The 21,082-nt window shown below is 75.6% G+C and carries 18 protein-coding genes and 1 pseudogene; 10 read left to right on the forward strand and 9 right to left on the reverse strand.

All coding sequences use genetic code 11. The features are described 5' to 3' along the window. Nucleotides 1–3 precede the first annotated feature (3 nt). From ACI78Q_RS11070 to ACI78Q_RS11080, 3 genes are all read left to right on the forward strand, one after another. Nucleotides 4–1,248: a DUF3500 domain-containing protein gene (locus ACI78Q_RS11070; RefSeq protein ID WP_456923413.1), complete on the forward strand. Its 1,245-nt coding sequence runs from the start codon at nt 4–6 to the stop codon at nt 1,246–1,248. 75 nt (nt 1,249–1,323) lie between these two features. Further along, nucleotides 1,324–1,743, forward strand: coding sequence for a VanZ family protein (locus ACI78Q_RS11075; protein ID WP_456923414.1), 420 nt, complete (start codon nt 1,324–1,326; stop codon nt 1,741–1,743). A 136-nt stretch (nt 1,744–1,879) separates the two neighbouring features. Further along, on the forward strand, nt 1,880–2,161 hold the full coding sequence (locus ACI78Q_RS11080) for a hypothetical protein (RefSeq protein WP_456923415.1): 282 nt from the start codon (nt 1,880–1,882) through the stop codon (nt 2,159–2,161). A 55-nt stretch (nt 2,162–2,216) separates the two neighbouring features. Here the strand turns inward: ACI78Q_RS11080 and ACI78Q_RS11085 are convergent, their stop codons facing one another. From ACI78Q_RS11085 to ACI78Q_RS11095, 3 genes are all read right to left on the reverse strand, one after another. Beyond that, nucleotides 2,217–2,510 carry a hypothetical protein gene (locus ACI78Q_RS11085; RefSeq protein ID WP_456923416.1) on the reverse strand — a complete coding sequence of 98 codons (294 nt, stop codon included), beginning with the start codon at nt 2,508–2,510 and terminating at the stop codon, nt 2,217–2,219. 147 nt (nt 2,511–2,657) lie between these two features. Beyond that, the gene (locus ACI78Q_RS11090; RefSeq protein ID WP_456923418.1) at nt 2,658–3,521 is read right to left on the reverse strand and encodes an RNA polymerase sigma-70 factor; all 864 of its coding nucleotides are present in this window, start codon (nt 3,519–3,521) and stop codon (nt 2,658–2,660) included. After that, on the reverse strand, nt 3,518–4,096 hold the full coding sequence (locus tag ACI78Q_RS11095; RefSeq protein WP_456923419.1) for a carboxymuconolactone decarboxylase family protein: 579 nt from the start codon (nt 4,094–4,096) through the stop codon (nt 3,518–3,520). Before ACI78Q_RS11095 ends, ACI78Q_RS11090 begins: the two co-directional genes overlap by 4 nt. A gap of 231 nt (nt 4,097–4,327) precedes the next feature. Between ACI78Q_RS11095 and ACI78Q_RS11100 the strand changes: the two genes are divergently transcribed. The 3 genes from ACI78Q_RS11100 to ACI78Q_RS11110 are packed head-to-tail and all read left to right on the forward strand — an operon-like array spanning nt 4,328 to nt 7,202. Beyond that, the gene (locus tag ACI78Q_RS11100) at nt 4,328–5,101 is read left to right on the forward strand and encodes a (Fe-S)-binding protein (protein WP_456923420.1); all 774 of its coding nucleotides are present in this window, start codon (nt 4,328–4,330) and stop codon (nt 5,099–5,101) included. Further along, nucleotides 5,098–6,582, forward strand: a complete 1,485-nt coding sequence (locus ACI78Q_RS11105) for a LutB/LldF family L-lactate oxidation iron-sulfur protein (RefSeq protein WP_456923421.1) — start codon at nt 5,098–5,100, stop codon at nt 6,580–6,582. The genes ACI78Q_RS11100 and ACI78Q_RS11105 overlap by 4 nt, the downstream gene beginning before the upstream one ends. After that, the gene (locus ACI78Q_RS11110) at nt 6,579–7,202 is read left to right on the forward strand and encodes a LutC/YkgG family protein (protein ID WP_456923422.1); all 624 of its coding nucleotides are present in this window, start codon (nt 6,579–6,581) and stop codon (nt 7,200–7,202) included. Before ACI78Q_RS11105 ends, ACI78Q_RS11110 begins: the two co-directional genes overlap by 4 nt. A gap of 9 nt (nt 7,203–7,211) precedes the next feature. On the opposite strand, the gene ACI78Q_RS11115 is transcribed toward ACI78Q_RS11110, so the two are convergent. After that, the gene (locus ACI78Q_RS11115) at nt 7,212–7,676 is read right to left on the reverse strand and encodes a response regulator (protein WP_456923423.1); all 465 of its coding nucleotides are present in this window, start codon (nt 7,674–7,676) and stop codon (nt 7,212–7,214) included. 237 nt (nt 7,677–7,913) lie between these two features. On the opposite strand from ACI78Q_RS11115, the gene ACI78Q_RS11120 reads away from it, so the two are divergent. Together ACI78Q_RS11120 and ACI78Q_RS11125 are read left to right on the forward strand one after the other, a co-directional pair. Next, nucleotides 7,914–8,636 carry a hypothetical protein gene (locus tag ACI78Q_RS11120; protein WP_456923424.1) on the forward strand — a complete coding sequence of 241 codons (723 nt, stop codon included), beginning with the start codon at nt 7,914–7,916 and terminating at the stop codon, nt 8,634–8,636. Beyond that, nucleotides 8,633–11,854, forward strand: coding sequence for a bifunctional cytochrome P450/NADPH--P450 reductase (locus ACI78Q_RS11125; protein WP_456923425.1), 3,222 nt, complete (start codon nt 8,633–8,635; stop codon nt 11,852–11,854). Before ACI78Q_RS11120 ends, ACI78Q_RS11125 begins: the two co-directional genes overlap by 4 nt. Nucleotides 11,855–11,863: 9 nt before the next feature. On the opposite strand, the gene ACI78Q_RS11130 is transcribed toward ACI78Q_RS11125, so the two are convergent. From ACI78Q_RS11130 to ACI78Q_RS11140, 3 genes are all read right to left on the reverse strand, one after another. After that, nucleotides 11,864–13,387 carry an MFS transporter gene (locus ACI78Q_RS11130; RefSeq protein ID WP_456923426.1) on the reverse strand — a complete coding sequence of 508 codons (1,524 nt, stop codon included), beginning with the start codon at nt 13,385–13,387 and terminating at the stop codon, nt 11,864–11,866. Nucleotides 13,388–13,452: 65 nt separating this feature from the next. Next, complete coding sequence (locus tag ACI78Q_RS11135) at nt 13,453–14,919, reverse strand: ATP-binding protein (RefSeq protein ID WP_456923427.1); 1,467 nt, start codon at nt 14,917–14,919, stop codon at nt 13,453–13,455. Then, the gene (locus ACI78Q_RS11140; protein ID WP_456923428.1) at nt 14,916–16,574 is read right to left on the reverse strand and encodes an FAD-dependent oxidoreductase; all 1,659 of its coding nucleotides are present in this window, start codon (nt 16,572–16,574) and stop codon (nt 14,916–14,918) included. Before ACI78Q_RS11140 ends, ACI78Q_RS11135 begins: the two co-directional genes overlap by 4 nt. 306 nt (nt 16,575–16,880) lie before the next feature. Between ACI78Q_RS11140 and ACI78Q_RS11145 the strand changes: the two genes are divergently transcribed. Further along, the gene (locus tag ACI78Q_RS11145) at nt 16,881–17,693 is read left to right on the forward strand and encodes a hypothetical protein (protein ID WP_456923429.1); all 813 of its coding nucleotides are present in this window, start codon (nt 16,881–16,883) and stop codon (nt 17,691–17,693) included. A gap of 98 nt (nt 17,694–17,791) precedes the next feature. Further along, on the forward strand, nt 17,792–18,139 hold the full coding sequence (locus tag ACI78Q_RS11150) for a UBP-type zinc finger domain-containing protein (RefSeq protein WP_456923430.1): 348 nt from the start codon (nt 17,792–17,794) through the stop codon (nt 18,137–18,139). Between the two features lie 6 nt (nt 18,140–18,145). Here ACI78Q_RS11150 and ACI78Q_RS11155 read toward each other — a convergent pair. Then, nucleotides 18,146–19,588, reverse strand: a pseudogene (locus tag ACI78Q_RS11155) (carboxylesterase family protein). 67 nt (nt 19,589–19,655) lie between these two features. Beyond that, on the reverse strand, nt 19,656–21,008 hold the full coding sequence (locus tag ACI78Q_RS11160; RefSeq protein ID WP_456923431.1) for an MFS transporter: 1,353 nt from the start codon (nt 21,006–21,008) through the stop codon (nt 19,656–19,658). Nucleotides 21,009–21,082 lie beyond the last annotated feature (74 nt).

A 21,082-nucleotide genomic window follows, 5' to 3' on the forward strand; every position in this document is an offset into this window, starting at 1 on the left:
GCCGTGTCCGGTGAGTTCCGCCAGTACCTGTTCCCGCACGACCACCCGCGGCTGGCCGAGGTCCGCGGCATGGACCCCTACACCTACCGGGAGCACGCCCGGACGCCGGGCACGTTCACCGGCGGCCTGGTCGAGGGCTGGACCCCGCTGTACCGCAACGAGTTCCGCGGCGTCACCGAGGACGGCACCCTGAGCGAGGGCCTGTACCCGCTGGACCCGGCCCGCCCCGGCGAGGAGGCGCCGGTCGAGGCCATGGTCGCCGCCGCCGAGGACCTGCTCGCGGCCCTGGACGACGCGGGCCGGGACCGGATCTCCTTCCCCGTCGACGCCGTCGAGTGGCAGACCTGGGCCAACCCGGAGTTCCTGCAGTTCGACACCGGCCTGCGCCTGGAGTTCCAGCCGGAGGCGGTTCGCGACAAGGCGCTGGCGCTGGTGCGGGCCTCCCTCTCCCCCGAGGGCTTCGCCTCCGTGCACGCGATGATGCTGGTCAACGGCTTCCTCGGCGAGGTCGTCGACCTGCCCACCGTGCTGGGCGAGTGGAGCTACAACATCGCCCTCTACGGCACCCCCGACCTGCGCGCGCCGTGGGGCTGGCAGCTCTACGGCCACCACTGCGCGGTCAACTGCCTGGTCGTCGAGGGCCGGATGGTGGTCTCGCCGGTCTTCCTCGGCGCCGAGCCCGACGAGATCGACGCCGGACCGCACGCCGGCCTGGCCGACCTGTTCGCCGACCGGATCCACGCCGGGCTGGCGGTCATGGCCGCCCTGGACCGCGACCAGCGGCGCGCGGCGACGGTCTACCAGCAGATGGTCGACCCGGCGATGCCGCCGGGCCGGGTGCACCCCGGCGACGAGCGGCACCTGGCCGGTGCGTTCCAGGACAACCGGGTCATCCCGGTGGAGGGCATCCCCGTGGCCGACGTGCCGGACGCGGCCCGGCGGCGGGTGCTCGACGTCGTCGCGACGTTCGTCCGGCTGCTGCCCGAGGGCCCGCGCGCGGCCCGGCTGCGCGAGGTCGAGGCGCACCTGGACGAGACCTGGTTCTCCTGGATCGGCGGCCACGCCCCCGGCGACGTCTTCTACTACCGGGTCCAGTCGCCCGTGGTCATCGCCGAGCTCGACCACCACCGCGGGGTCTTCCTGGACTACGACACCCCGAAGACGTTCCACGTCCACACCGTGCTGCGCACCCCGCACGGCAACGACTACGGCCGGGCCTGGGTCCGGGAGTGGTGCGCCCGCCGGTGAGCCGCCGGGCCCGCTGACAGCCGCCGTCCAGGTCGCTGCCAGCGGGCTCCCGGCGCGCGGCGGCACCGTCGGGGCATGGACGCCGACCGCCGCACCGCCCTGGACGTCGCCCTGGTGGCCGCCGCGCTGGCGGTGGCCGTCCTGACGCTCACCCCGGCCGGCGGCAGCGGCTGGGCGTGGGGCGCACCCCTGACCGAGCTGCGCTGGTACGCCACCGGGCTGGACTCCGAGGCGACGCTGCTGCAACTGCTCGGCAACCTGCTCCTCCTGGGCCCCCTGGCGGTCCTGGCGGTGCTGCGCCGGCCGGGGCTGGGCAGCGCCGGGCGGCTGGCCGCGGCCGGCCTGGCAGTGGCCGGCGGCATCGAGCTGCTCCAGTGGGCGCTGCCGCTCGGCCGGGTCGTCTCACCCGTCGACGCCGCGCTCAACGCCACCGGTGCGGTGCTCGCCGGGCTGGCCACGACCCGCCTGCGGGAGTGGGTCCGCGTGCCCGCCTGACCCGCCGGTCGTCGAGCAGGAGCCGGCCGCCGCGGACCGGGCCGGGGAGGGGCCGGACGACGTCCCGGGAGGGCTGTCGCAACGGCGGCGCGCGGCTCACCCTGGGAAGGCACGGACCCTGCGCCGAGGAGAGGTCATGGAGGGCGAACTGGACCGCACCCGGCAACTCGCCGACGAGTACGCCGAGCTGCGAGGCCGCACGCGCCGCCTCGCCGAACGGCACAAGGAGCTCTCCGCCCGGCTGGCCGCCACCGCCGCGTCCATCGCGGGCACCGAGGAGCGGCTGGCGGGCAGCCTCGAGGACCTCGCCCGGGAACACCCGGAGGCCGCCGAACGCCTCCGCCGCAAGGCGGCCAGCTCCCGCGAGTTCGCCGAGCGCGAGGCCGCGCAGGTGCAGGAGCTGCGGTCGGAGGACTGAGATCCGCCGCCCCCGGCCGGGCGCCGACGACACGGCGACGGGGAGAGCTCCGGCGTCAGGCCGAGACGAACGTGTGGGCGGGGTACAGCTCCGGCTGCTCGGTGATGCCGACCTCCTGCAGCACGGGCAGGAGCTTCTCGCCGAAGCGCCGGGCGGCGTCCTCGGACTCCCACACGTCGACGACGCGGAAGCCGGCGGGGCCCTGCCCCGCGGCGTGGACCAGGAGACCGTCGACCGGCCAGTCGGCCGGCTTCTCCAGCCGACCGCTGGAACCGGTGAGCCGGCGGACGGTCTCCTCGTACCGCTCCTGGGTGAGGGTCGGTCCCTGGTGGACGAGCACGACAGGCATGGCGACCTCCTCGCGGCGTGCGTCGAGCAAGGGCACGGTAGGCCCCACGGGGGTGCCCGGCGGGCACCCGTGCGTGACCGCCGGGGGCGCCCGCCCGGCGACCACGCTGCGGTTGCGCGCCACCTCGCCGCGCTGCGGCCCCGCCGGTCACCGCCGCAGGTCGGCCACCTCCGCCAGCCCGCCCAGCTTGTGCGGGTTGCGGATCGCGTAGAGCCGGGTGATCCGCCCGTCCTCGACCACCAGACCGACCGCCGTGGGCTCGCCACCCGCGTCGATGCGGATGCCCGGCATGCCGTTGAGCCAGGCCGGGCTCGCCACGAGGTCCGGGAGCTCCACCGCGCGGGCGAGGAACGCCGCCACCCGGTCGGCGCCGGTGATCGGCCTCCGGGCGGCCGTCACCAGCCCGCCGCCGTCCGCGACCAGCACGACGTCCGGGGCGAGCACCGCCACGAGCGCCTGGACGTCGCCGGTGGCGACGGCGGCCATGAACCGCTCGACGACCGCCTGCTGCTCGGCCCGGTCCACCTGCATCCGGGGCCGCCGCGCCGCGACGTGCTCGCGGGCACGGTGGGCGATCTGCCGGACCGCGGCCGGGGTCCGGCCGATCGCCTCGGCGATCTCCTCGTACGGCGTCTCGAACACCTCGCGCAGCACGAACACCGCCCGCTCGACCGGCCCCAGCGTCTCCAGCACCGTGAGCATCGCGATCGAGACGTTCTCGGCGAGCTCGACGTCGTCGGCCACGTCGGGGGCGGTGAGCAGCGGCTCGGGCAGCCACTGCCCCACGTACTCCTCCCGGCGGCGGGACACCGACCGCAGCCGGTCCAGCGCCTGCCGGGTGACCATGCGGATCAGGTAGGCCCGCGGGGAGTGCACCTCGGTCCGGTCGACGTCGGCCCACCGCAGCCAGGTCTCCTGGACGACGTCCTCGGCGTCGGCGGCGGAGCCGAGCATCTCGTAGGCGACGGTGAACAGCAGGCTGCGGTGGACGACGAACGGGTCGTCGGTCATGTCGTCGACGGTGCCGCGAGGGGCCGGAGGTCGCAGGACGCCGCGAAGCCCTGCGACTCGATGCCGAAGGCGGTGTTGGTGCGGGTGTAGAGGTTCGCCAGCGCGATGTACGCGGTCAGCTCCACCAGCGCGGGTGCACCGAGCTGGTCGAGCAGGCGCGCGGACAGCTCGTCGGTCACCGTGGGCGGGGTGCGGGTCATCGCCTCGGCGTACTCCATGACCTCCCGCTCCAGCGGCGTGAACACCTCCGACTCGCGCCAGCGCGGCACCTCGCGGGCCTTGGTCAGGTCCAGTCCCTCGTTGCCGGCCTGGAAGTAGCCGAGGTCCAGGCAGAAGCTGCAGCCGACCAGACTGGCCACCGCCATGTGCGCGAACGACTTCAGGCTCGCGTCGCACCGGTGCCACCTCTGCGCCTTGCGGCCGACGGCGAAGCTGAACCCCAGCACCTCCCGGTTGTGCCACGCGACCTCGACCGGCTCCGGCATGCTGCCGAACACCCTGCGGGACACCCGCCTCACCACTGCGCCGTGGACGCCGGTCAGCTCCGCCTTCGGGATCCTGGTGCCGCTGGTCATCGCTCCTCCTCCGGTTCCGTGTCTGCGCCATGGAGACGCCGGCCGGGCACCGGATGTGACACCCGGGCCGGACGTCGCGACCACGGGCCGGAGGACGGCGGCACCGCGCGGTCGGGCGGCCGCTGGTGGGCCATGATCTCGTCGGCGCACACGGCAGCACGAGCAGCCGGTGCTGGTCGTCCGCGAGTCGAGCAGGACCGACCGCCGCACCGGCGGGGACGGGGAGGACACATGAGGGTCGCGCTCTTCGCGACGTGCCTGGTCGACACGATGGTGCCGCAGGTGGCGCGGGCGACCGCCACGCTGCTGGAGCGGCTGGGCCACGAGGTCGTCGTCCCGCCGGGGCAGGCCTGCTGCGGGCAGATGCACGTCAACACCGGCTACCGGCGCGAGGCGGTGCCGATCGTGGCCAACCACGTGCGTGCCTTCGCCGGGGCCGAGGCGGTGGTGGCGCCGTCCGGCTCGTGCGTGGCCTCGATCCACCACCAGCAGGCGACCGTGCTGCGCCGGGCCGGGGAGCACGCCCTGGCCGCCGACGCCGAGGCGCTGGCCGAGCGGACGTACGAGCTGTCGCAGTTCCTGGTCGACGTCCTGGGGGTCACCGACGTCGGCGCCTACTACCCGCACCGCGTCACCTACCACCCGACCTGCCACTCGCTGCGGCTGCTGCGGGTGGGCGACCGGCCCCTGCGGCTGCTGCGCGCGGTCCGCGGGCTGGAGCTGGTGGAGCTGCCCGGCGCCGACCAGTGCTGCGGCTTCGGCGGCACGTTCGCGGTGAAGAACGCCGACACCTCCACCGCGATGCTCACCGACAAGATGGCCAACGTGCTGTCCACGCACGCCGAGGTCTGCACCGCCGGCGACGCCTCCTGCCTGATGCACATCGGCGGCGGGCTGTCCCGGCTGCGCTCGGGCACCCGCACCGTGCACCTGGCCGAGATCCTCGCCTCCACGGAGGACGCCGCGACCCCCCACCAGTCGACCAGGCCGGCGGTGCCCGCGTGACCGCCGTCCACCTCGGCATGCCGGCGATCCCTACCGCGCCCCGGGGCGTGGGCCACCTGCGCGGCGACCGGCCCTTCCCGGACGCCGCGCGCGACGCGCTGCGCGACGGCCAGCTGCGGGCCAACCTCGGCCACGCCACCTCGACGATCCGCGCCAAGCGGGCCGCCGTGGTCGGCGAGGTGCCCGACTGGGAGGAGCTGCGCCAGGCCGGCAAGGCGCTGAAGGCGGCGACCATGGCGCGGCTCGACGAGCACCTGCTGGCGCTGGAGGCCCGGGTCACCGAGCGCGGCGGCACGGTGCACTGGGCCCGCGACGCCACCGAGGCCAACGAGATCGTCACCCGGCTGGTGCGGGCCACCGGCTCGGACGAGGTGGTCAAGGTCAAGTCGATGGCCACCCAGGAGATCGGCCTCAACGAGGCGCTGCAGGCCGCGGGCATCACCGCACACGAGACCGACCTCGCCGAGCTCATCGTCCAGCTCGGGGACGACGCGCCGAGCCACATCCTGGTGCCCGCGATCCACAAGAACCGGGCGGAGATCCGCGAGATCTTCCTGCGCACCATGCCTCAGTTCCAGGGCCCCGACGCCGACCGCGACCTGCCCGACGACCCGCGGCGGCTGGCGATGGCGGCCCGTGCCCACCTGCGCGAGCGGTTCCTGCGGGCGCGGGTGGCGATCAGCGGCGCCAACTTCGCCGTCGCCGAGACCGGCACGCTGGCGGTGGTCGAGTCCGAGGGCAACGGCCGGATGTGCCTGACCCTCCCCGACACGCTGATCACCGTCATGGGCATCGAGAAGCTGGTGCCGACCTGGCGCGACCTCGAGGTCTTCCTGCAGCTGCTCCCCCGCTCCTCCACCGGCGAGCGGATGAACCCGTACACGTCGATGTGGACCGGCGTCACCGCCGGCGACGGCCCGCAGGAGTTCCACCTCGTGCTGCTCGACAACGGGCGGACGGCGGTGCTCGCCGACGAGGTGGGCCGCGAGGCGCTGCACTGCATCCGGTGCTCGGCCTGCCTCAACGTGTGCCCGGTCTACGAGCGCACCGGCGGGCACGCCTACGGCTCGGTGTACCCGGGCCCGATCGGTGCGGTGCTCAGTCCCCAGCTCACCGGGGTCGAGGACAACGCGTCGCTGCCCTACGCCTCGTCGCTGTGCGGCGCCTGCTTCGACGCGTGCCCGGTGGCCATCGACATCCCGTCGATCCTGGTGCACCTGCGCGCCGAGCACGTCGAGGCCCAGGAGCGGGTCACCCCCGAGGCGGCGGCCTTCCGCGCGCTGTCGCGGGCGATGTCGCACCCGCGGCTGTGGCGGCTGGCCCAGCGCGCCGCCGGGCTCGGCCGGCTCCTGGCCCGCGGCCGGCCGACGCTGCCCGCGGCCCTGCCGCCGCCGGTCTCCGGGTGGACCCGCAGCCGCGACCTGCCCGCCCCGCCGCGGGAGACGTTCACCCAGCAGTGGGCGCGGGAGCACGGGGCATGAGCTCCCGTGACGAGGTGCTCGCGCGGATCCGCACCGCGCTCGACCCCGACCGCCCGGCGCCGCAGGTCGCCCGCGCCTACCGGACAGCCGACGGGCGGTCGGGCGCCGAGCTGCTCGACGTCCTCACCGACCGGCTGGAGGACTACCGGGCGACGGTGCTGCGCGCCGCACCGGGCGACGTCGCCGCCACGGTGTCCGCCGCCCTCTCCGCGGGGCTCGGGTCCGGCTGGGCCGCGGCGGACGTCGTCGTCGCGCCCGGGCTGCCGGTCGCCTGGCGCCCCGAGGGGGTCCGCGAGGACGACGGCCGGCCGGCCGTCGGGCTGACCGCGTTCGCCGCCACCGTGACCGGCGTGGCCGTGGCCGTCGCCGAGACCGGGACGCTGGTGCTCGACGGCGGCCCGCTGTCCGGGCGGCGGGCGCTGTCGCTGCTGCCCGACTGCCTGGTCTGCGTCGTCGAGGCCGCGCAGGTGGTGGGCGGGGTGCCCGAGGCGCTGACCCGGCTGGACCCCACCGCACCGCTCACGATGGTCAGCGGCCCGTCGGCGACCAGCGACATCGAGCTGAACCGGGTCGAGGGCGTGCACGGGCCGCGCACCCTCGTCGTCGTCCTCGTCGCCTGACGGGAGGGTTCACCCCTCGTCGTCCACCTGGCGGATCGCCCGGGGGGTCCAGGCGGTGCCGCCCGCGGCGAGCTCGCGGATGCGCTGCGGCAGGTCGACCAGGTCGGCGCCCTTGAGCAGGTAGCCGACGGCGCCCAGCCGCCGGGCCCGGGAGAACGTGACCAGGCTGAAGCAGCGCGCGTGGACGACGACCCGCGTGCGCGGGGCGACGTCGAGCAGTTCCCGCGCGGCCTGGAGCGGGTCGGTGCCGGGGAGTTCCGGGTCGACCAGGACGACGGCCGGCCGGGTGCGCAGGCCGGCGGCGAGGAGCTCGTCCCCGCTCTCGGCCTCCGCGACGACGGTCAGGTCGCCGGTGTCCTCCAGACAGTCCCGCACCACGCGGCGCAGCACCGGGTGGGCGTCGGCGACCAGGACCGTGGGGAGCGGCGCGCGCGGCGGGGCAGGAGCCGGCGTCGCGGGCCGGATGAGCCTCATCGTCACGCCCTGGAGACGGCCCGGCGCCCCCGCCATGACGCCGCGCAGGTGGAGGGCCCGGCTCACCCGCAGTGGGCGGCCCGGCGGACCCCGTGAGGGACCGGCCGCCCGGCCGGTGAGCCGCCCGCGGACGCGTTGACCGGGTTTGCCGGCAGGTGTACGAGTGTGCGGTTCCTCCCTGCCGGGTGGGCGAGACCGCACACGCGGTCGCCGGGGCCGGCGGCCGCCGGAGGCGCCATGCGCGTTCCGACACGCACACGGGCCGATCGAGCGAGCCCGGCGCCGGCGGAGCCCAGCACCGAGCGGCTGGTGGCCGCGCACACCCGGACCGCCGGGTGGGCGGGCATCGTGTTCGCGCTCCTGCTGGTGGTGGGGCTGGTCCTCGTCAGCCGGATCCCGCGGCTGGCCGACCCGGACAGCACCTACGCCGACTTCTACGACGGCGGCGCCGATCCGCTCACCGTCCTCGGCCTGTACGTCGTGCCCTTCGCGGGGATCGCCTGCCTGTGGCACGCGACCGCGATGCGGACCGCCTTCCAGGTCCGCCGGCCGCGGTCGTGGAGCGAGGTCCCGCACTGGCTGAACCTGGCGGCCGGCGTGCTGTTCGTCGCCATGCTCTACGTCGGCACGGCGGCCACGGGCGCGGTCGCGCTGCTGACCCGCTTCTCCGACGCCCCGCTCCCGGGCCCGGAGGTCGCCCGCGCGCTGTCGTCGGTGGGGTACGCCCTGGTCTTCGTCTACGGGGTCAGGGCCGCCGGCATGTACATGCTCACCACGACCCGGCTGGCGTCCGCGGCCGGGATGCTGCCCCGGCCGCTCGCCGTCGTCAGCTACCTGCTGGCCGCCTTCCTGCTGGTCAGCGTCACCTTCCACCCCGCGATCCTGCTGGTGTTCCCGGCCTGGGTGCTGCTGCTGAGCACCGTGCTGCTGGTGCGCCGGCCGACAGGAGGGTCCCTGTGACCGCCACCATCGCCCTCGACGAGATCCCCGGCCCGCGGGGTGTGCCCGTGCTCGGCAACGTCTTCGACATCGACACGGCGAGCCCCTTCGAGAGCCTCATGCGGATGGCCGAGGAGTACGGGCCGGTCTACCGCCTGACCGTCCCGGGCGGCGCGCGGCTGATCGTCTCGGGGCCGGAGCTGGTCGCGGAGGTCTGCGACGACGCGCGCTTCGACAAGCTGGTCAGCGGCGGGCTGGCCAACCTGAGGAAGGACGCGCTCGACACCGGGCTGTTCACCTCCGACACCGACGAGCCCCTCTGGCGCCGGGCGCACGAGATCCTGATGAGCCCGTTCAGCCTGCAGGCGATGCGCGACTACATGCCGAAGATGCTCGACATCGCCGAGCAGCTGGTGGAGAAGTGGTCGCGGCTCAACGCCGGCGAGGAGGTCGACGTCCCGGCCGACATGACCCGGCTGACCCTCGACACCATCGCGCTGTGCGGCTTCGGCTACCGGTTCAACTCCTTCTACCGGGAGACCCCGCACCCGTTCGTCGACGCGATGATCCGCACGCTGACCGAGTCCCAGGCCCGCGCCCGGCAGCTGCCGCTCCAGACCCGGCTGAGGGTCCGTGCCCAGCGGCAGCTCGACGAGGACCAGGCGTTCATGAACGACCTGGTCGACCGGCTCATCGCCGAGCGGCGGGCGCAGGGGGAGGCCGCGGACACCACCGACCTGCTCGGCCGGATGCTGACCGGGGTCGACAAGAACGGCGAGCGGCTGCCCGATCGCAACATCCGCGCGCAGTGCATCACCTTCCTCATCGCCGGGCACGAGACGACCTCGGGGCTGCTGTCGTTCGCCCTCTACTACCTGGTGGCCAACCCGCGGTACCTGGAGCGGGCCCGCGCGGAGGTCGACACCGTGCTCGGCCGGACGCCCGCACCCACCTTCGAGCAGGTGACGCGGCTGCGCTACGTCCGGCAGGTGCTCGACGAGTCGTTGCGGCTGTGGCCGACCGCACCGGGCTTCACGCGGGCGCCGTTCGAGGACACCGTGATCGGCGGCCGGTACGCCATCCCGGCGCACACCCCGATCACCGTCCTCACCCCCGCGCTGCACCGCGCCACCTCGGTCTGGGGCCCCGACGCCGCGGACTTCGACCCCGACCACGTGGCGGCCGATCGGCTGGCCGCGCTGCCGCCGCACGCCTACAAGCCCTTCGGCACCGGCCAGCGGGCCTGCATCGGCCGCCAGTTCGCGCTGCAGGAGGCCACCCTCGTGCTGGGCATGCTGCTGCAGCGGTTCGACTTCGTCGACGACCGCGGCTACCAGCTGCGCACCAAGACCACCCTCACCATCAAGCCCGACGACTTCCACCTCCGCGTGCTGCCGCGACGGGACGTCCCGTACGGCATCCCGGTCCAGCGGACCGGGCCGGAGACCGCCGAGCCGGCCGCCGCCCCGGTGGCCGAGCCGGTGCCCACGGTCGCGCGGCACGGCACGAAGCTGACGGTGCTGTTCGGCTCCAACCTGGGCACCGCCGAGTCGCTCGCCACCCGGCTGGCCCAGGAGGGCACCGAGCGCGGCTTCGACGTGACGCTCGGGACCCTCGACGACCACGTCGACGACCTGCCCGCCGGCGGCGCCCTCCTCGTGGTCTGCTCCTCCTACAACGGGACGCCGCCGGACAACGCCGCCGAGTTCTGCCGCTGGATCAGCACCGCCCCCGCCGGGGCCGCGTCGGGGGTGACCTACACCGTCTTCGGCTGTGGCAACACCGAGTGGGCCAGCACCTACCAGGCCGTGCCCACCCTGCTGGACCGGGAGCTGGAGGCCCACGGCGCCGAGCGGGCCCACCCCCGCGGCGAGGGCAACGCCGCCGGGGACTTCGACGCGGAGTACCGCGCCTGGCACGGGGACCTCTGGGCGACCGTGGCCCGCGCGCTGGACCTGCCCGACGACGTCGCGGCCACGGCGCCCGCCGGGCCGCGGCTGTCCATCACGCTGACCAACCGGCAGCTCACGAACCCGCTGGTCCTGTCCTACCGGGCGCAGCCGGCGCGGGTGCTGGCCAACCGGGAGCTGCTGACCGCCGGTCCGTACGGCACCCCCGGGAGGTCCACCCGGCACCTCGAGGTGGCCCTGCCCGAGGACCAGCGGTACCGCGCCGGCGACCACCTCGGCGTGCTGCCGCGCAACAGCATCGACCTGCTGCGCCGGGTCATGGGCCACTTCGGCCTGGACGCCGGCCAGTACGTCACGATCATCCCGAACGCGGGGTCGCACACCCACCTGCCGATCGACGAGCCGGCGCCCGTGCTCGGCGTGCTCGGCAGCTGCGTCGAGCTGCAGGACGTCGCCACCCGGGACGACATCGAGGTCCTCGCCCGGTACACCGGCGACCCGCAGCAGCGGGCGGCGCTGCAGGAGCTGGCGGAGGACGACGGGCGGTACCGGGCCGAGGTGCACGAACCCAACCGCTCGGTGATCGACCTGCTGGAGCAGTTCCCGGCGTGCGCGCTGCCGTTCGAGGAGTACCTCGACATGCTCCCGCCGCTGCGACCGCGGTACTACTCCATCTCCTCCTCGCCGCTGACCGACCCCGACACCTGCAGCATCACGGCCGGGGTGCTGCGGGCCCCGGCCCGCTCCGGGGACGGGACCTTCACCGGGGTCGCCTCCGGCCACCTCGCGCAGCTGTCGGAGAACGCCACGGTGTTCGTCTTCGTCCGCGAGCCCACGATCCCGTTCCGGCCGCCGGAGGACCCGCAGGTGCCGATGTTCATGGTCGGCGCCGGGACGGGGCTGGCGCCCTTCCGCGGGTTCCTGCAGGAGCGCGCCGCCCAGCACGGGAAGGGCATCCCGGTGGCGCGGTCCCTGCTGGTCTTCGGCTGCCGCGAGCCGGGCTCGGACCTGCTCTACGCCGACGAGCTGCGAGGGTTCGAGGAGCGGGGGCTGGTGCGGGTGGAGAACGCCTTCTCCCGGGAGGACGGCCGCCCCTGCCGCTACGTCCAGGACGCGATCCTCGACTGCGCCGACGAGGTCTGGGAGCTGCTCCAGCACGACGCCGTCGTCCTGGTCTGCGGCAACGCCGCGACGATCGCCCCCGGCGTCCGCAGCGCGCTGGTGCAGGTCTTCCGCGCCAAGACCTCGGCCGGTGAGGGCGACGCCCAGGCCTGGCTCGCCGGGCTGAGCGGCGCCGGCCGGCTGGTGGAGGACATCTGGGGCGGCTGACCTGCCGCCTCAGGGGTGGGCGTGGCCGTGCCGCTCGGCGTCGTCGCGGTCCGCCCGCTCCGCGGCGTCCCGCCGCCGGTCGCGGCGCAGGTCGACCACCGCGAGGACGAGGGCGCCGCCGACCCCGGCGACCGCCACGGCCAGCCCGGCGGCAGCCGCCGCGGGGTGGTCCTCGCCGGTCGCGCCGAGGACGACGTAGAACAGGCCCGGCAGCGCGGCGGTGCCGATGGCGGCGCCGAAGCGCTGCGCGGTCTGCAGCCCGCCGCCGGCGGCGCCGGCCATCCGGACCGGGACGTCGCGCAGCGTCATCGTCACGTTCGGGGAGATCACGCAGCCGCCGCCGATCCCGCCGACCAGCAGCGCCGGCGCGGCCGCCCACGCCGCGGCCGACGGCGGCACGGTGAGCAGGACGACGGCGGCCGCCGCCAGCCCGGCCATCACCAGGGCGAGCCCGACCACGGTGATCGCGCGCCCGAACCGCTCGACCACCCGCCCGGCCACCACCGCCGATCCCGCGGCGCCCAGGGCGAACGGCGTCACCGCCAGGCCGGACTGCAGCGGCGTGAGGTCCAGGCCGGTCTGGAAGAACAGCGCGAAGACCAGCCAGATGCCGCTGAAGCCGACGAAGTAGACGGTGGCCAGCGCCGCGCCGATGGCGTACCCCCGGGTCTCGGTGACCAGGCGGGGGTCGAACACCGGCTCACCGCCGCGGGTGACCACCCGCCGCTCCCAGGCCACGAAGCCGGCGAGCACCGCGACGCCGGCCGGGAGCAGCCACCACAGGCGGGCCAGCCCGCCTGCCTCCGCCTGCACCAGCGGCAGCAGCAGCGACAGCGCGGCTCCGCCGAGCAGCAGCACCCCGCCGAGGTCGATGCGCCCGCGCCGCCCGGTCCCGCCGCGGGGCAGCAGCCGCCAGGCGAGCACCAGGGCCACGACGCCGATCGGCACGTTGACGTAGAAGATCCAGCGCCAGCCGCCGGGGCCGGAGGCCAGCGCCAGGATGAGCCCGCCGACGACCGGCCCGACCGCCGTCGAGATCCCGACGGTGGCCCCGAACAGGCCGAACGCCCGCCCTCGCTCCGCGCCGCGGAACAGCTGCTGGATCAGGCCCGAGTTCTGCGGGGCGAGGCACCCGGCGGCCAGCCCCTGCGCCAGCCGGGACGCGACCAGCAGTTCCACCGTCGGCGCGGCCCCCGCCGCGGCGCTGCACAGCACGAACAGCGACAGCCCGACGAGGAACATCCGGCGCCGGCCCAGCGCGTCGCCGAGCCGGCCGGCGGGCACCAGCACCAGCGCGAAGGTCAGGGCGTACCCGGACACCACCCACTGCACGGTCGCCGGGGAGGCGCCGAGGTCCCGCTGCAGCGACGGCAGGGCGACCGACACGATGCTGACGTCGAGCAGGCTCATGAAGCCGGCGACCAGCGTCACCCACAGCGCCCGCCAGCGTCGCGGGTCCGGCCGGTGACCGTCGGGGTCGGCCGCGGGCGCGCCGGAGCCGGAGGGGGTCGTGCCGACGGCGGGCTGGGACACGCGGGCGCCTCCACGCAGCTGGGGGGCGGCGGCCGGGTGCCCGCCCGCCCACCATCCTCCGCGTGTCAGCCGGCGCCCGCCTCCGCCTCACGAGCGGCCGGCGCGGTGGCGCCCTCGGCGAGCGGCAGCAGCACCGAGAAGCGGGTGTCGCCGGGCCGGGACTGCACGCGCAGGTCCCCGCCGTGCCGGGTGACCACGATCCGCCAGGAGACGTCGAGGCCGAGGCCGGTGCCCTGGCCGACCGGCTTGGTGGTGAAGAACGGCTCGAACACCCGCCGCTGCAGCTCCTCCGGGATGCCCGGACCGGTGTCGGCCACCTCGACCAGCGCGCAGTCGCCGTCCCGGGCGGTGCGCAGGGTGAGCGTCCCCTCCCCCGCCATCGCGTCCAGCGCGTTGGCGACGAGGTTGGTCCACACCTGGTTCAGCTCCCCGGCGTAGGCCGGCACGAGGGGCAGGGCGCGGTCGTAGTCCTTCACCACGGTGACCCCCGGCGGGATCTTCGCGCCGAGGACGACGAGGGTGGCGTCGAGCCCGGCGTGCAGGTCGGTGGGCTGGTGCGGGGCCCGGTCGAGCTGGGAGTACTGCCGGGCGGCGTCGACCAGCCCGGAGATGCGGGCGGTGCTCTCGCCGATCTCGACCAGCAGCGTCTCGGTCTCGACGGTGTAGGACAGCCAGCGCAGCGCGGCCTCGAGGGCGCCGGGCTCCACGCTGTCCACCACCCGGTCGAGGTCCGCGGGACCCAGGCCGGCCGGGACGAACACGGCGGCGAGCTCCCACGCGCCGCCGATGCCGTGGTCGTCGAGCCAGTCGGCCAGCTCGTCCTCGCGGTCGGACCGCTCGATGGCGGTCAGCTCCGCAGTGGTGCCGACCCGGGCCACCAGCTCCTCCTGCAGGCCGGTGAGGTCGCGCAGCACCGTGCCGTCGATCTTCCCGCTGGCCAGCAGCGCCAGCTTGTGCCGCATCCCGGCGATCCGGTCGCGCAGCGCGGCCGCCGCCCGGGACGCCGCGGCGGCGGGGTTGTTCAGCTCGTGGGTCAGCCCCGCGGTCAGCTTGCCCAGGGCCAGCAGCCGCTCCCGCTGGCTGACCAGCTCGGCGATGTTGCGCTGGCCGAAGAACAGGCCCTCGAGCAGGTGCACCGCCATGGGGTACCAGCGGCGGAACACCGCCTCGAACTCCGCGGCCGGCAGCGCCAGGAACCGGCAGTCGGTCACCGCCCGGACCGTGCCGGGGTAGGTCTGGGCGATCCGGTCGCCGATGTAGAACTGCACGGCTCCGGAGTAGACGCCGCGCTGCGACGTCCGCACGGTCTCGACCTCGCTGCCGCCGACGAGCCGCACCATGCTCATCGTCCCGTCCAGCAGCACGTAGAAGCAGTCGGCCGGCTCGCCCTCCACCGAGACGGTGGCGCCGGCCGGGCAGTCGACGACGTCGCCGTGCGCGGCCACCCACGCCAGCTGCGCGTCGTCGAGGTCGGTGAAGAGGAACAGCTCGCGCAGCTCGGCCGGGGTCATCCGGGCCGGGGCCGCCGTCACCGCTGCTCCAGGTACCGGTGCACGAGCGTGACGGCCATGGCGCCCTCCCCGACGGCCGAGGCGACCCGCTTCACCGAGTCCGACCGCACGTCGCCGGCGACGAAGACGCCGGGCAGGCTGGCCTCCAGGAAGTAGGGGTCGCGGTCCAGCGGCCAGCCTGCTGGACGGCGCCCGTCGCGCAGCAGCGCGGGCCCGGTGGGGATGAAGCCGCGCTCGTCGCGGAGGACGGCGCCGTCGAGCCAGGCGGTCCGCGGGGCGCCGCCGATGAAGACGAACAGGTGGCTCGACGGCAGGGTCTCCCGCTCCCGGCTGCGCGCGTCCTCGACGGTGATGGCCTCCAGGTGCCCGTCGCCGTGCGCGGCCGCCACCGTGGTGCTGGTGCGCACGCTGATCGACGGGATCGCGGCGATCTGCTCGATGAGGTAGGCCGACATCGAGGCCTCCAGGGACGGGCCGCGCACCAGCAGGCAGACCGAGCGCGCGTACCCGGAGAAGAAGACCGCCGCCTGGCCCGCGGAGTTGGCCCCGCCGACGATGAAGACGTCCCGGTCGGCGCACTCGGCCGCCTCGGTCATCGCCGAGCCGTAGAACACCCCGCGCCCGGTCAGGTCGTCGACGCCGGCCACGCCCAGGCTGCGGTAGGAGACGCCGGTGGCCAGGACCACCGCGTGCGCCCCGATGCGGCGGCCGTCGTCCAGGTGCAGCACCCGCTTGGGCCCGTGCTCCTCCAGCGCCACCACGTCGCGGGCCAGCAGCAGCTCCGCGCCGAACTTGACCGCCTGCCGCCGGGCGCGGTCGGCCAGCTGCCCGCCGGAGACGCCGTCGGGGAACCCGAGGTAGTTCTCGATGCGGCTGCTCTGGCCGGCCTGGCCGCCGGTGGCCTGCCGCTCGACGAGCACCGTGCGCAGCCCCTCCGAGGCGCCGTACACCGCGGCGCCCAGCCCGGCCGGGCCGCCGCCGACCACGATCAGGTCGTAGAAGTCCGCCTGCGGCTCCACGCCCAAGCCTGCGACCGCGGCCAGCTCGGCCTCGCTGGGGTGGCGCAGCACCTGCGCGTCGGAGGTCACCACCACCGGGACGTCGTCCGGACCGGCGCCCGCGGCGGCGAGGATCCGCTGCCCCTCGGGCTCGTCGACGCTGTACCAGCGGTAGGGGACGGCGTTGCGGGCGAGGAAGTCCCGCGCCCGGAAGGAGGGCGCCGACCACCGGTGCCCGACCAGTTTGACGCCCTCGAAGCCGCCGTCCGGGCTCTCCCGCCAGGCCTCGATCATCGCGTCGACGACCGGGTAGAGCTTCTCCTCGGGCGGGTCCCACGGCTTGAGCAGGTAGGAGTCGACGTCCACGACGTTGATCGCGGCGATCGCGGCGTCGGTGTCGGCGTAGGCGGTGAGCAGTGCCCGGCGCGCGTGGGGGAAGAGGTCCATCGCCCGCTCGAGGAAGTCGATGCCGTTCATCTCCGGCATCCGGTAGTCGGCGAGCAGCACCGCGACCGGGTCCCCGCGCAGCTTCAGCTCCCGCAGCGCCGACAGCCCCTCGTCGGCGGAGGCGGCCCGCAGGACGCGGAAGTCCTCGCCGTAGCGGCGGCGCAGGTCGCGGGCGACGGCCCGGGAGACCCCCGGGTCGTCGTCCACGCTGAGCAGGACCGGCTTGCCCATGACGGCCTCCTGTCCGGCCTGCCGGGTGCAGCGACGGGTGCAGCGACGGGTGCGGCGGCGCCCCGCGACCCGGGCTCCCGGTCGCCCCGCGCCGACCACGCTAGCCCCGGCTCCGGCTGCGGCGACACCCCTCGCGGACGCGTCGGCGGGCCCGCCCGGCCGCGGCTCGGACGCGCTCGTCGGCGCGTCGCCCCGACACGCGGACGGAGGCGGCCGGCGCCGTTCCGTTCCCCCTGCTGCGGCGGCCCGGGCCGTCCTACGCTCGGCGCCGGGCGTCTCCCCGCGCCCGCACCATCGGAGGAACCGGTGACCGACCAGCAGCGCCAGCCCCACCGTCCCGGCGAGCCGATGCCCCGCGGGGAGACCGCGGCCGGCGACGAGCAGACCGTCCCCCTCGCCCCGGTCGCGGCCCCGTCCGCCGAGGGCGACCCGACCATCCTCGGCTTCCCACCCGAACCGCCCGAGGACGACGGCACCGTGCGGCTCCCGGAGGGATCCGTGCCCGAGGTGCCCCGGGACGGTGCGCTGCCCGAGGTGCCGCGCGACGGGGCACTGCCCGAGGTGCCCCGGGACACCGGTGCGGCCGGGGCCGGCGCGGAGCCGCAGTCGGTGGCGCTGGCGGAGCGGCCCGCCGGCCCGCTCGACCTCCCCGTGCGACTGGTGGTCCTGCGGCGCCCCGAGCGGATCGGCGCCGTCGCCCTGCTCCTCGCGGCACTGGCCGCCAACGTCAGCCTCTGGGTCCCGTGGGGAGAGGGGCTGGACACCACCGGCCTGGCGCTGGCCTGGCGCGGCGCCGACGCCCTGGCCTCCGGCTCCGGCGAACTGGGCCCCGTCGAGCAGTGGGCACCGCTCGCGGTGGTCCTGAGCGGGGTCGTGCTGTTCTTCCTGGGGCTGCTGCTGTTCCGCCGCGCCCGGACCCACCGGCTCGTCGGGGTGCTCGCCCTCCTCGTGTCGCTCGGCGCACTCACGGCCGTCCTCGCGCTGCTGGCCGACGCCGGCTGGGACCCCGACCGGCTGGCGCTGGGCACGTGGTTCGCCGCCGCCGTCCCGGTGCTGGGCCTGCTGGGCGCACTGAAGGCCATGCTGACCACGCCGCGGGTGACCATCCGGCCGCGCTGACCGGCGCGCCGCCCCGGCCGGGGGCACGACGGGGTTCCCGCGACGGTCCGCCGTCCCTACCGTGGGCGCCGACCGCCGCCCCACGGGAGGACGCCGCCATGACCGCTGTCGCGGGGATCGACCCGACGGTGCCGCCGAGCGGGACCGGCTGCCTGGAGTGCGACGCGACCGGCGGCTGGTGGTTCCACCTCCGCCGCTGCGCGCAGTGCGGCCACGTGGGCTGCTGCGACTCCTCGCCGTCCCGGCACGCCCGCGAGCACGCGGCCACCACCGGGCACCCCGTCGTCCGCAGCTTCGAGCCCGGCGAGGGCTGGTTCTGGGACTTCTCCCGCGAGCGCGCGGTGTCCGGGCCCGACCTCGCGCCTCCGCTGGCCCACCCGGCCGACCAGCCGGCACCGGGGCCGCGCGGCCGGGTGCCGGCGGACTGGCGGGCCCGCCTGCACTGACCGGCGTCAGGCGCCGTCCCAGGCGCGGCGGCGCTCGTCGTCCGGGTCGGACTCCACCCGCGGGGCGGCGTCGAACACCGCCGTGCAGCGGGCCGCCGGCTCGTAGGCCGGCCACGGGTCGAGGACGCCGACCGCGGGCGTCCCGCCGCGCACCGTGGCGAGCACCGACCCCTGCAGCGCCGCGGTGACCGCGACGTCGGCCGGGGTCATGTCCGCGGCCGGGCGGGACAGCAGCGGCCGCTCGACGAACCGCGGCGGGCGCGCCCAGAGGCAGGCGTTGTCGGCGCCGTGGGTCGGGCCCAGCACGTCGAACGGCGGCAGCGCCGGCGCGTGGTCGAACCGGCTGAGCCAGGCCCGGCCACCGGCCCGGGCCTGCGCCTCGGCCAGCCGCCACGCGGGCCGGGCCCACATCTCGTCGGTGAGCAGCACCTGCAGCGGGTCCTCCCCCGGGCGCGCGGTCGCGGTGTAGACGCCCAGCAGGCGGTCGAAGGCGGCGTCCCCGACGGAGGCGCGCGCCACCGCGGCGGCGTCGTCCGCGCCGTGCCGCAGGAACACCGCCATCTCGTCGCGGCACGAGCCGAGCCACAGGACGGTGTCGCGCAGGGCTCCGCGGGCGACGACGTCCACCGGGCTCTCGGGCAGGACCGCGCCGTCGAGGACCGGGGCGAAGAACACCCCGCCCAGGTACTGCCGCGTGCTGGCGGCGGCCGCCGCGCGGGCGGCGGCCAGCACGGCCTCGGCCGGCAGGTCGCGCAGCCGCGCCCGGTCGGTGCGGGGGACGCCGAGGCGGGCGAGCACCCGGCCGGCGACCTCCGCGCTCTCGGCCGGCTCCTGGGGCATCCCGCCGATCGAGAGCGCGATCGCGGCGCGGGCGCGCCGCCCGGCCGGCGTGGCCAGCAGGGCGCAGACCAGGCTGGCCCCGGCCGACTGCCCCACCAGCGTCAGCCGGCCCGGGTTCCCGCCGAAACCGGCGACCTCCCGCTGCACCCAGTCCAGCGCGGCGAGCAGGTCGGTCATCGCCGGGCTGGGCTCGGGATCCCCGGCGGTGCCCAGCTGGAGGAAGCCGAGCGGGCCCAGCCGGTAGGAGACCGCGACGACGACCGCCGGGCCGGCCGCGGCCAGCACCGAGCCGTCGTAGTCGGCGGCGGCACCGGTCCGGAAGGCGCCGCCGTGCACCCAGAACAGCACCGGGAGCGGGCCGTCCGCCCCGGCCGGTGCGTACACGTCGAGGGTGAGGCACCCCTCGGTGCCGGTCGGCTACCCGTCCGGCAGGTACTGGAGGCCGACCGGGCCGGGGCCGGTGGCGTCGAGGCACTCGCGCCAGGCCGCCACCGGGGACGCCGGGTCGAAGCGCTCGGCGCGGGCGTAGGGGACGCCACGCCAGCTGCGGACGCCGTCGGCGAGCCGGCCGGTGACGGGCCCGGTCGTGGTCTCGACGAGGACGGACATGCAGACCTCCGCGGAACGGGCCGCGGGCCCCGGCCGGCGGCCGGGGCCCGCAGGAGGAGCGGCTGGGTCAGGCGCCGACGAAGGAGCGGTCGCGCGGCGTGGTGTCCTTGCGGCCGAGCTCCTCGATCGGCACGTGCGCGGTCTCCCGGGCGGTGAGGGCGCACAGCCCGGCGACGGTGGCGGCAGCGGCGGTCAGGACGGCCACCGGCACCCAGCCGCTCGGGCCGTCACCGACGATCGCGGCCGCGATCAGCGGCGAGAAGCCACCGAGGGCGAAGCCGATCTGGGTGCCGATCGCCGTGCCGGAGTACCGGACCCGGGTGTCGAACATCTCGCCGTACAGGGAGGGCCAGATGCCGTTGGCCGCCGAGTAGGTGACGCCGGAGATCAGGATGCCGAAGACGAAGACCAGCGCGACGTTCCCGTTCTGCACCGCCCACAGGAAGGGGAAGATCGCCACGGCCGAGCCCAGGGCGCCGAAGACGAACACCGGACGGCGGCCGATGCGGTCCGACAGCCGCGCCCACAGCACCAGCGTGCCCAGCGCGATCACGTTGGCCACGACGATCATCCACAGCAGGGTCGACCGCTCCATGCCGATGGCGTCACTGGTGCCCTGCGCCAGCGCCCAGGTGCCGACGATCGTGCTCACCACCGAGACCAGCGCGCACAGGACGACCCGCAGCACCGAGGCCCAGTGGTCGCGGAACAGGACGGCGACGGGCAGCTTGGCGACCTCGTGCTCCTCGCTGGCCCGCTCGAACTCCGGCGTCTCGGGCAGCGAGCGGCGCACCCAGTAGCCGACGGCGACGACGGCCGCGGACAGGAAGAACGGGATACGCCAGCCCCAGCTGAGGAACTGGTCCTCGGGCAGCAGCGCGAAGGGGATGAAGACCAGGTTGGCCAGGATCAGCCCTGCCTGCGTGCCCACGAGGGTGAAGCTGGTGAAGAACCCGCGCTTGCCCTCGGGCGAGTGCTCCAGGGTCATCGAGTTGGCGCCGGCCTGCTCGCCGGCCGCCGACAGGCCCTGCAGGATCCGCATGAGGACCAGCAGGATCGGGGCGGCCACGCCGATCGCGCCGTAGGACGGCAGCGCGCCGATCAGGAAGGTCGAGACGCCCATGAGCAGCAGGGTCAGCACGAGCATCTTCTTGCGGCCGACCTTGTCGCCGAAGTGGCCGATGACGACCGCGCCCAGCGGCCGGGCGACGTACGCGACGCCGAAGGTGGCCAGCGACAGCAGGATCCCGGTGCTGGGGTCGCTCTCGGGGAAGAACACCTGCGGGAAGACCAGCCCGGCGGCGGCGCCGTAGATGAAGAAGTCGTAGTACTCGAGCATGCTGCCGACGAAGCTCGCGATGGCGGCCTTGCGCGGCGTGTGCGCGTGGGTGGTCCCACCGGTGGCGGGGGTCGTGCTCATGTCGGTCTCCTGAGGAGGCGCGGCGGCAGCGATCTCGTCGTGCCGGTCGGGGCGTCCGGGGCGTGCCCGGGATG

The organism is Geodermatophilus sp. SYSU D00705, from assembly GCF_054050135.1.

Bases quoted from the DNA above. Each gene is read 5' to 3' on its own strand.
- ACI78Q_RS11075 (WP_456923414.1), top strand. From the start codon at position 1,324: ATGGACGCCGACCGCCGCACCGCCCTGGACGTCGCCCTGGTGGCCGCC.
- ACI78Q_RS11080 (WP_456923415.1), top strand. From the start codon at position 1,880: ATGGAGGGCGAACTGGACCGCACCCGGCAACTCGCCGACGAGTACGCC.
- ACI78Q_RS11085 (WP_456923416.1), bottom strand. From the start codon at position 2,510: ATGCCTGTCGTGCTCGTCCACCAGGGACCGACCCTCACCCAGGAGCGG.
- ACI78Q_RS11090 (WP_456923418.1), bottom strand. From the start codon at position 3,521: ATGACCGACGACCCGTTCGTCGTCCACCGCAGCCTGCTGTTCACCGTC.
- ACI78Q_RS11095 (WP_456923419.1), bottom strand. From the start codon at position 4,096: ATGACCAGCGGCACCAGGATCCCGAAGGCGGAGCTGACCGGCGTCCAC.
- ACI78Q_RS11100 (WP_456923420.1), top strand. From the start codon at position 4,328: ATGAGGGTCGCGCTCTTCGCGACGTGCCTGGTCGACACGATGGTGCCG.
- ACI78Q_RS11110 (WP_456923422.1), top strand. From the start codon at position 6,579: ATGAGCTCCCGTGACGAGGTGCTCGCGCGGATCCGCACCGCGCTCGAC.
- ACI78Q_RS11115 (WP_456923423.1), bottom strand. From the start codon at position 7,676: ATGAGGCTCATCCGGCCCGCGACGCCGGCTCCTGCCCCGCCGCGCGCG.
- ACI78Q_RS11120 (WP_456923424.1), top strand. From the start codon at position 7,914: ATGCGCGTTCCGACACGCACACGGGCCGATCGAGCGAGCCCGGCGCCG.
- ACI78Q_RS11140 (WP_456923428.1), bottom strand. From the start codon at position 16,574: ATGGGCAAGCCGGTCCTGCTCAGCGTGGACGACGACCCGGGGGTCTCC.
- ACI78Q_RS11150 (WP_456923430.1), top strand. From the start codon at position 17,792: ATGACCGCTGTCGCGGGGATCGACCCGACGGTGCCGCCGAGCGGGACC.
- ACI78Q_RS11160 (WP_456923431.1), bottom strand. From the start codon at position 21,008: ATGAGCACGACCCCCGCCACCGGTGGGACCACCCACGCGCACACGCCG.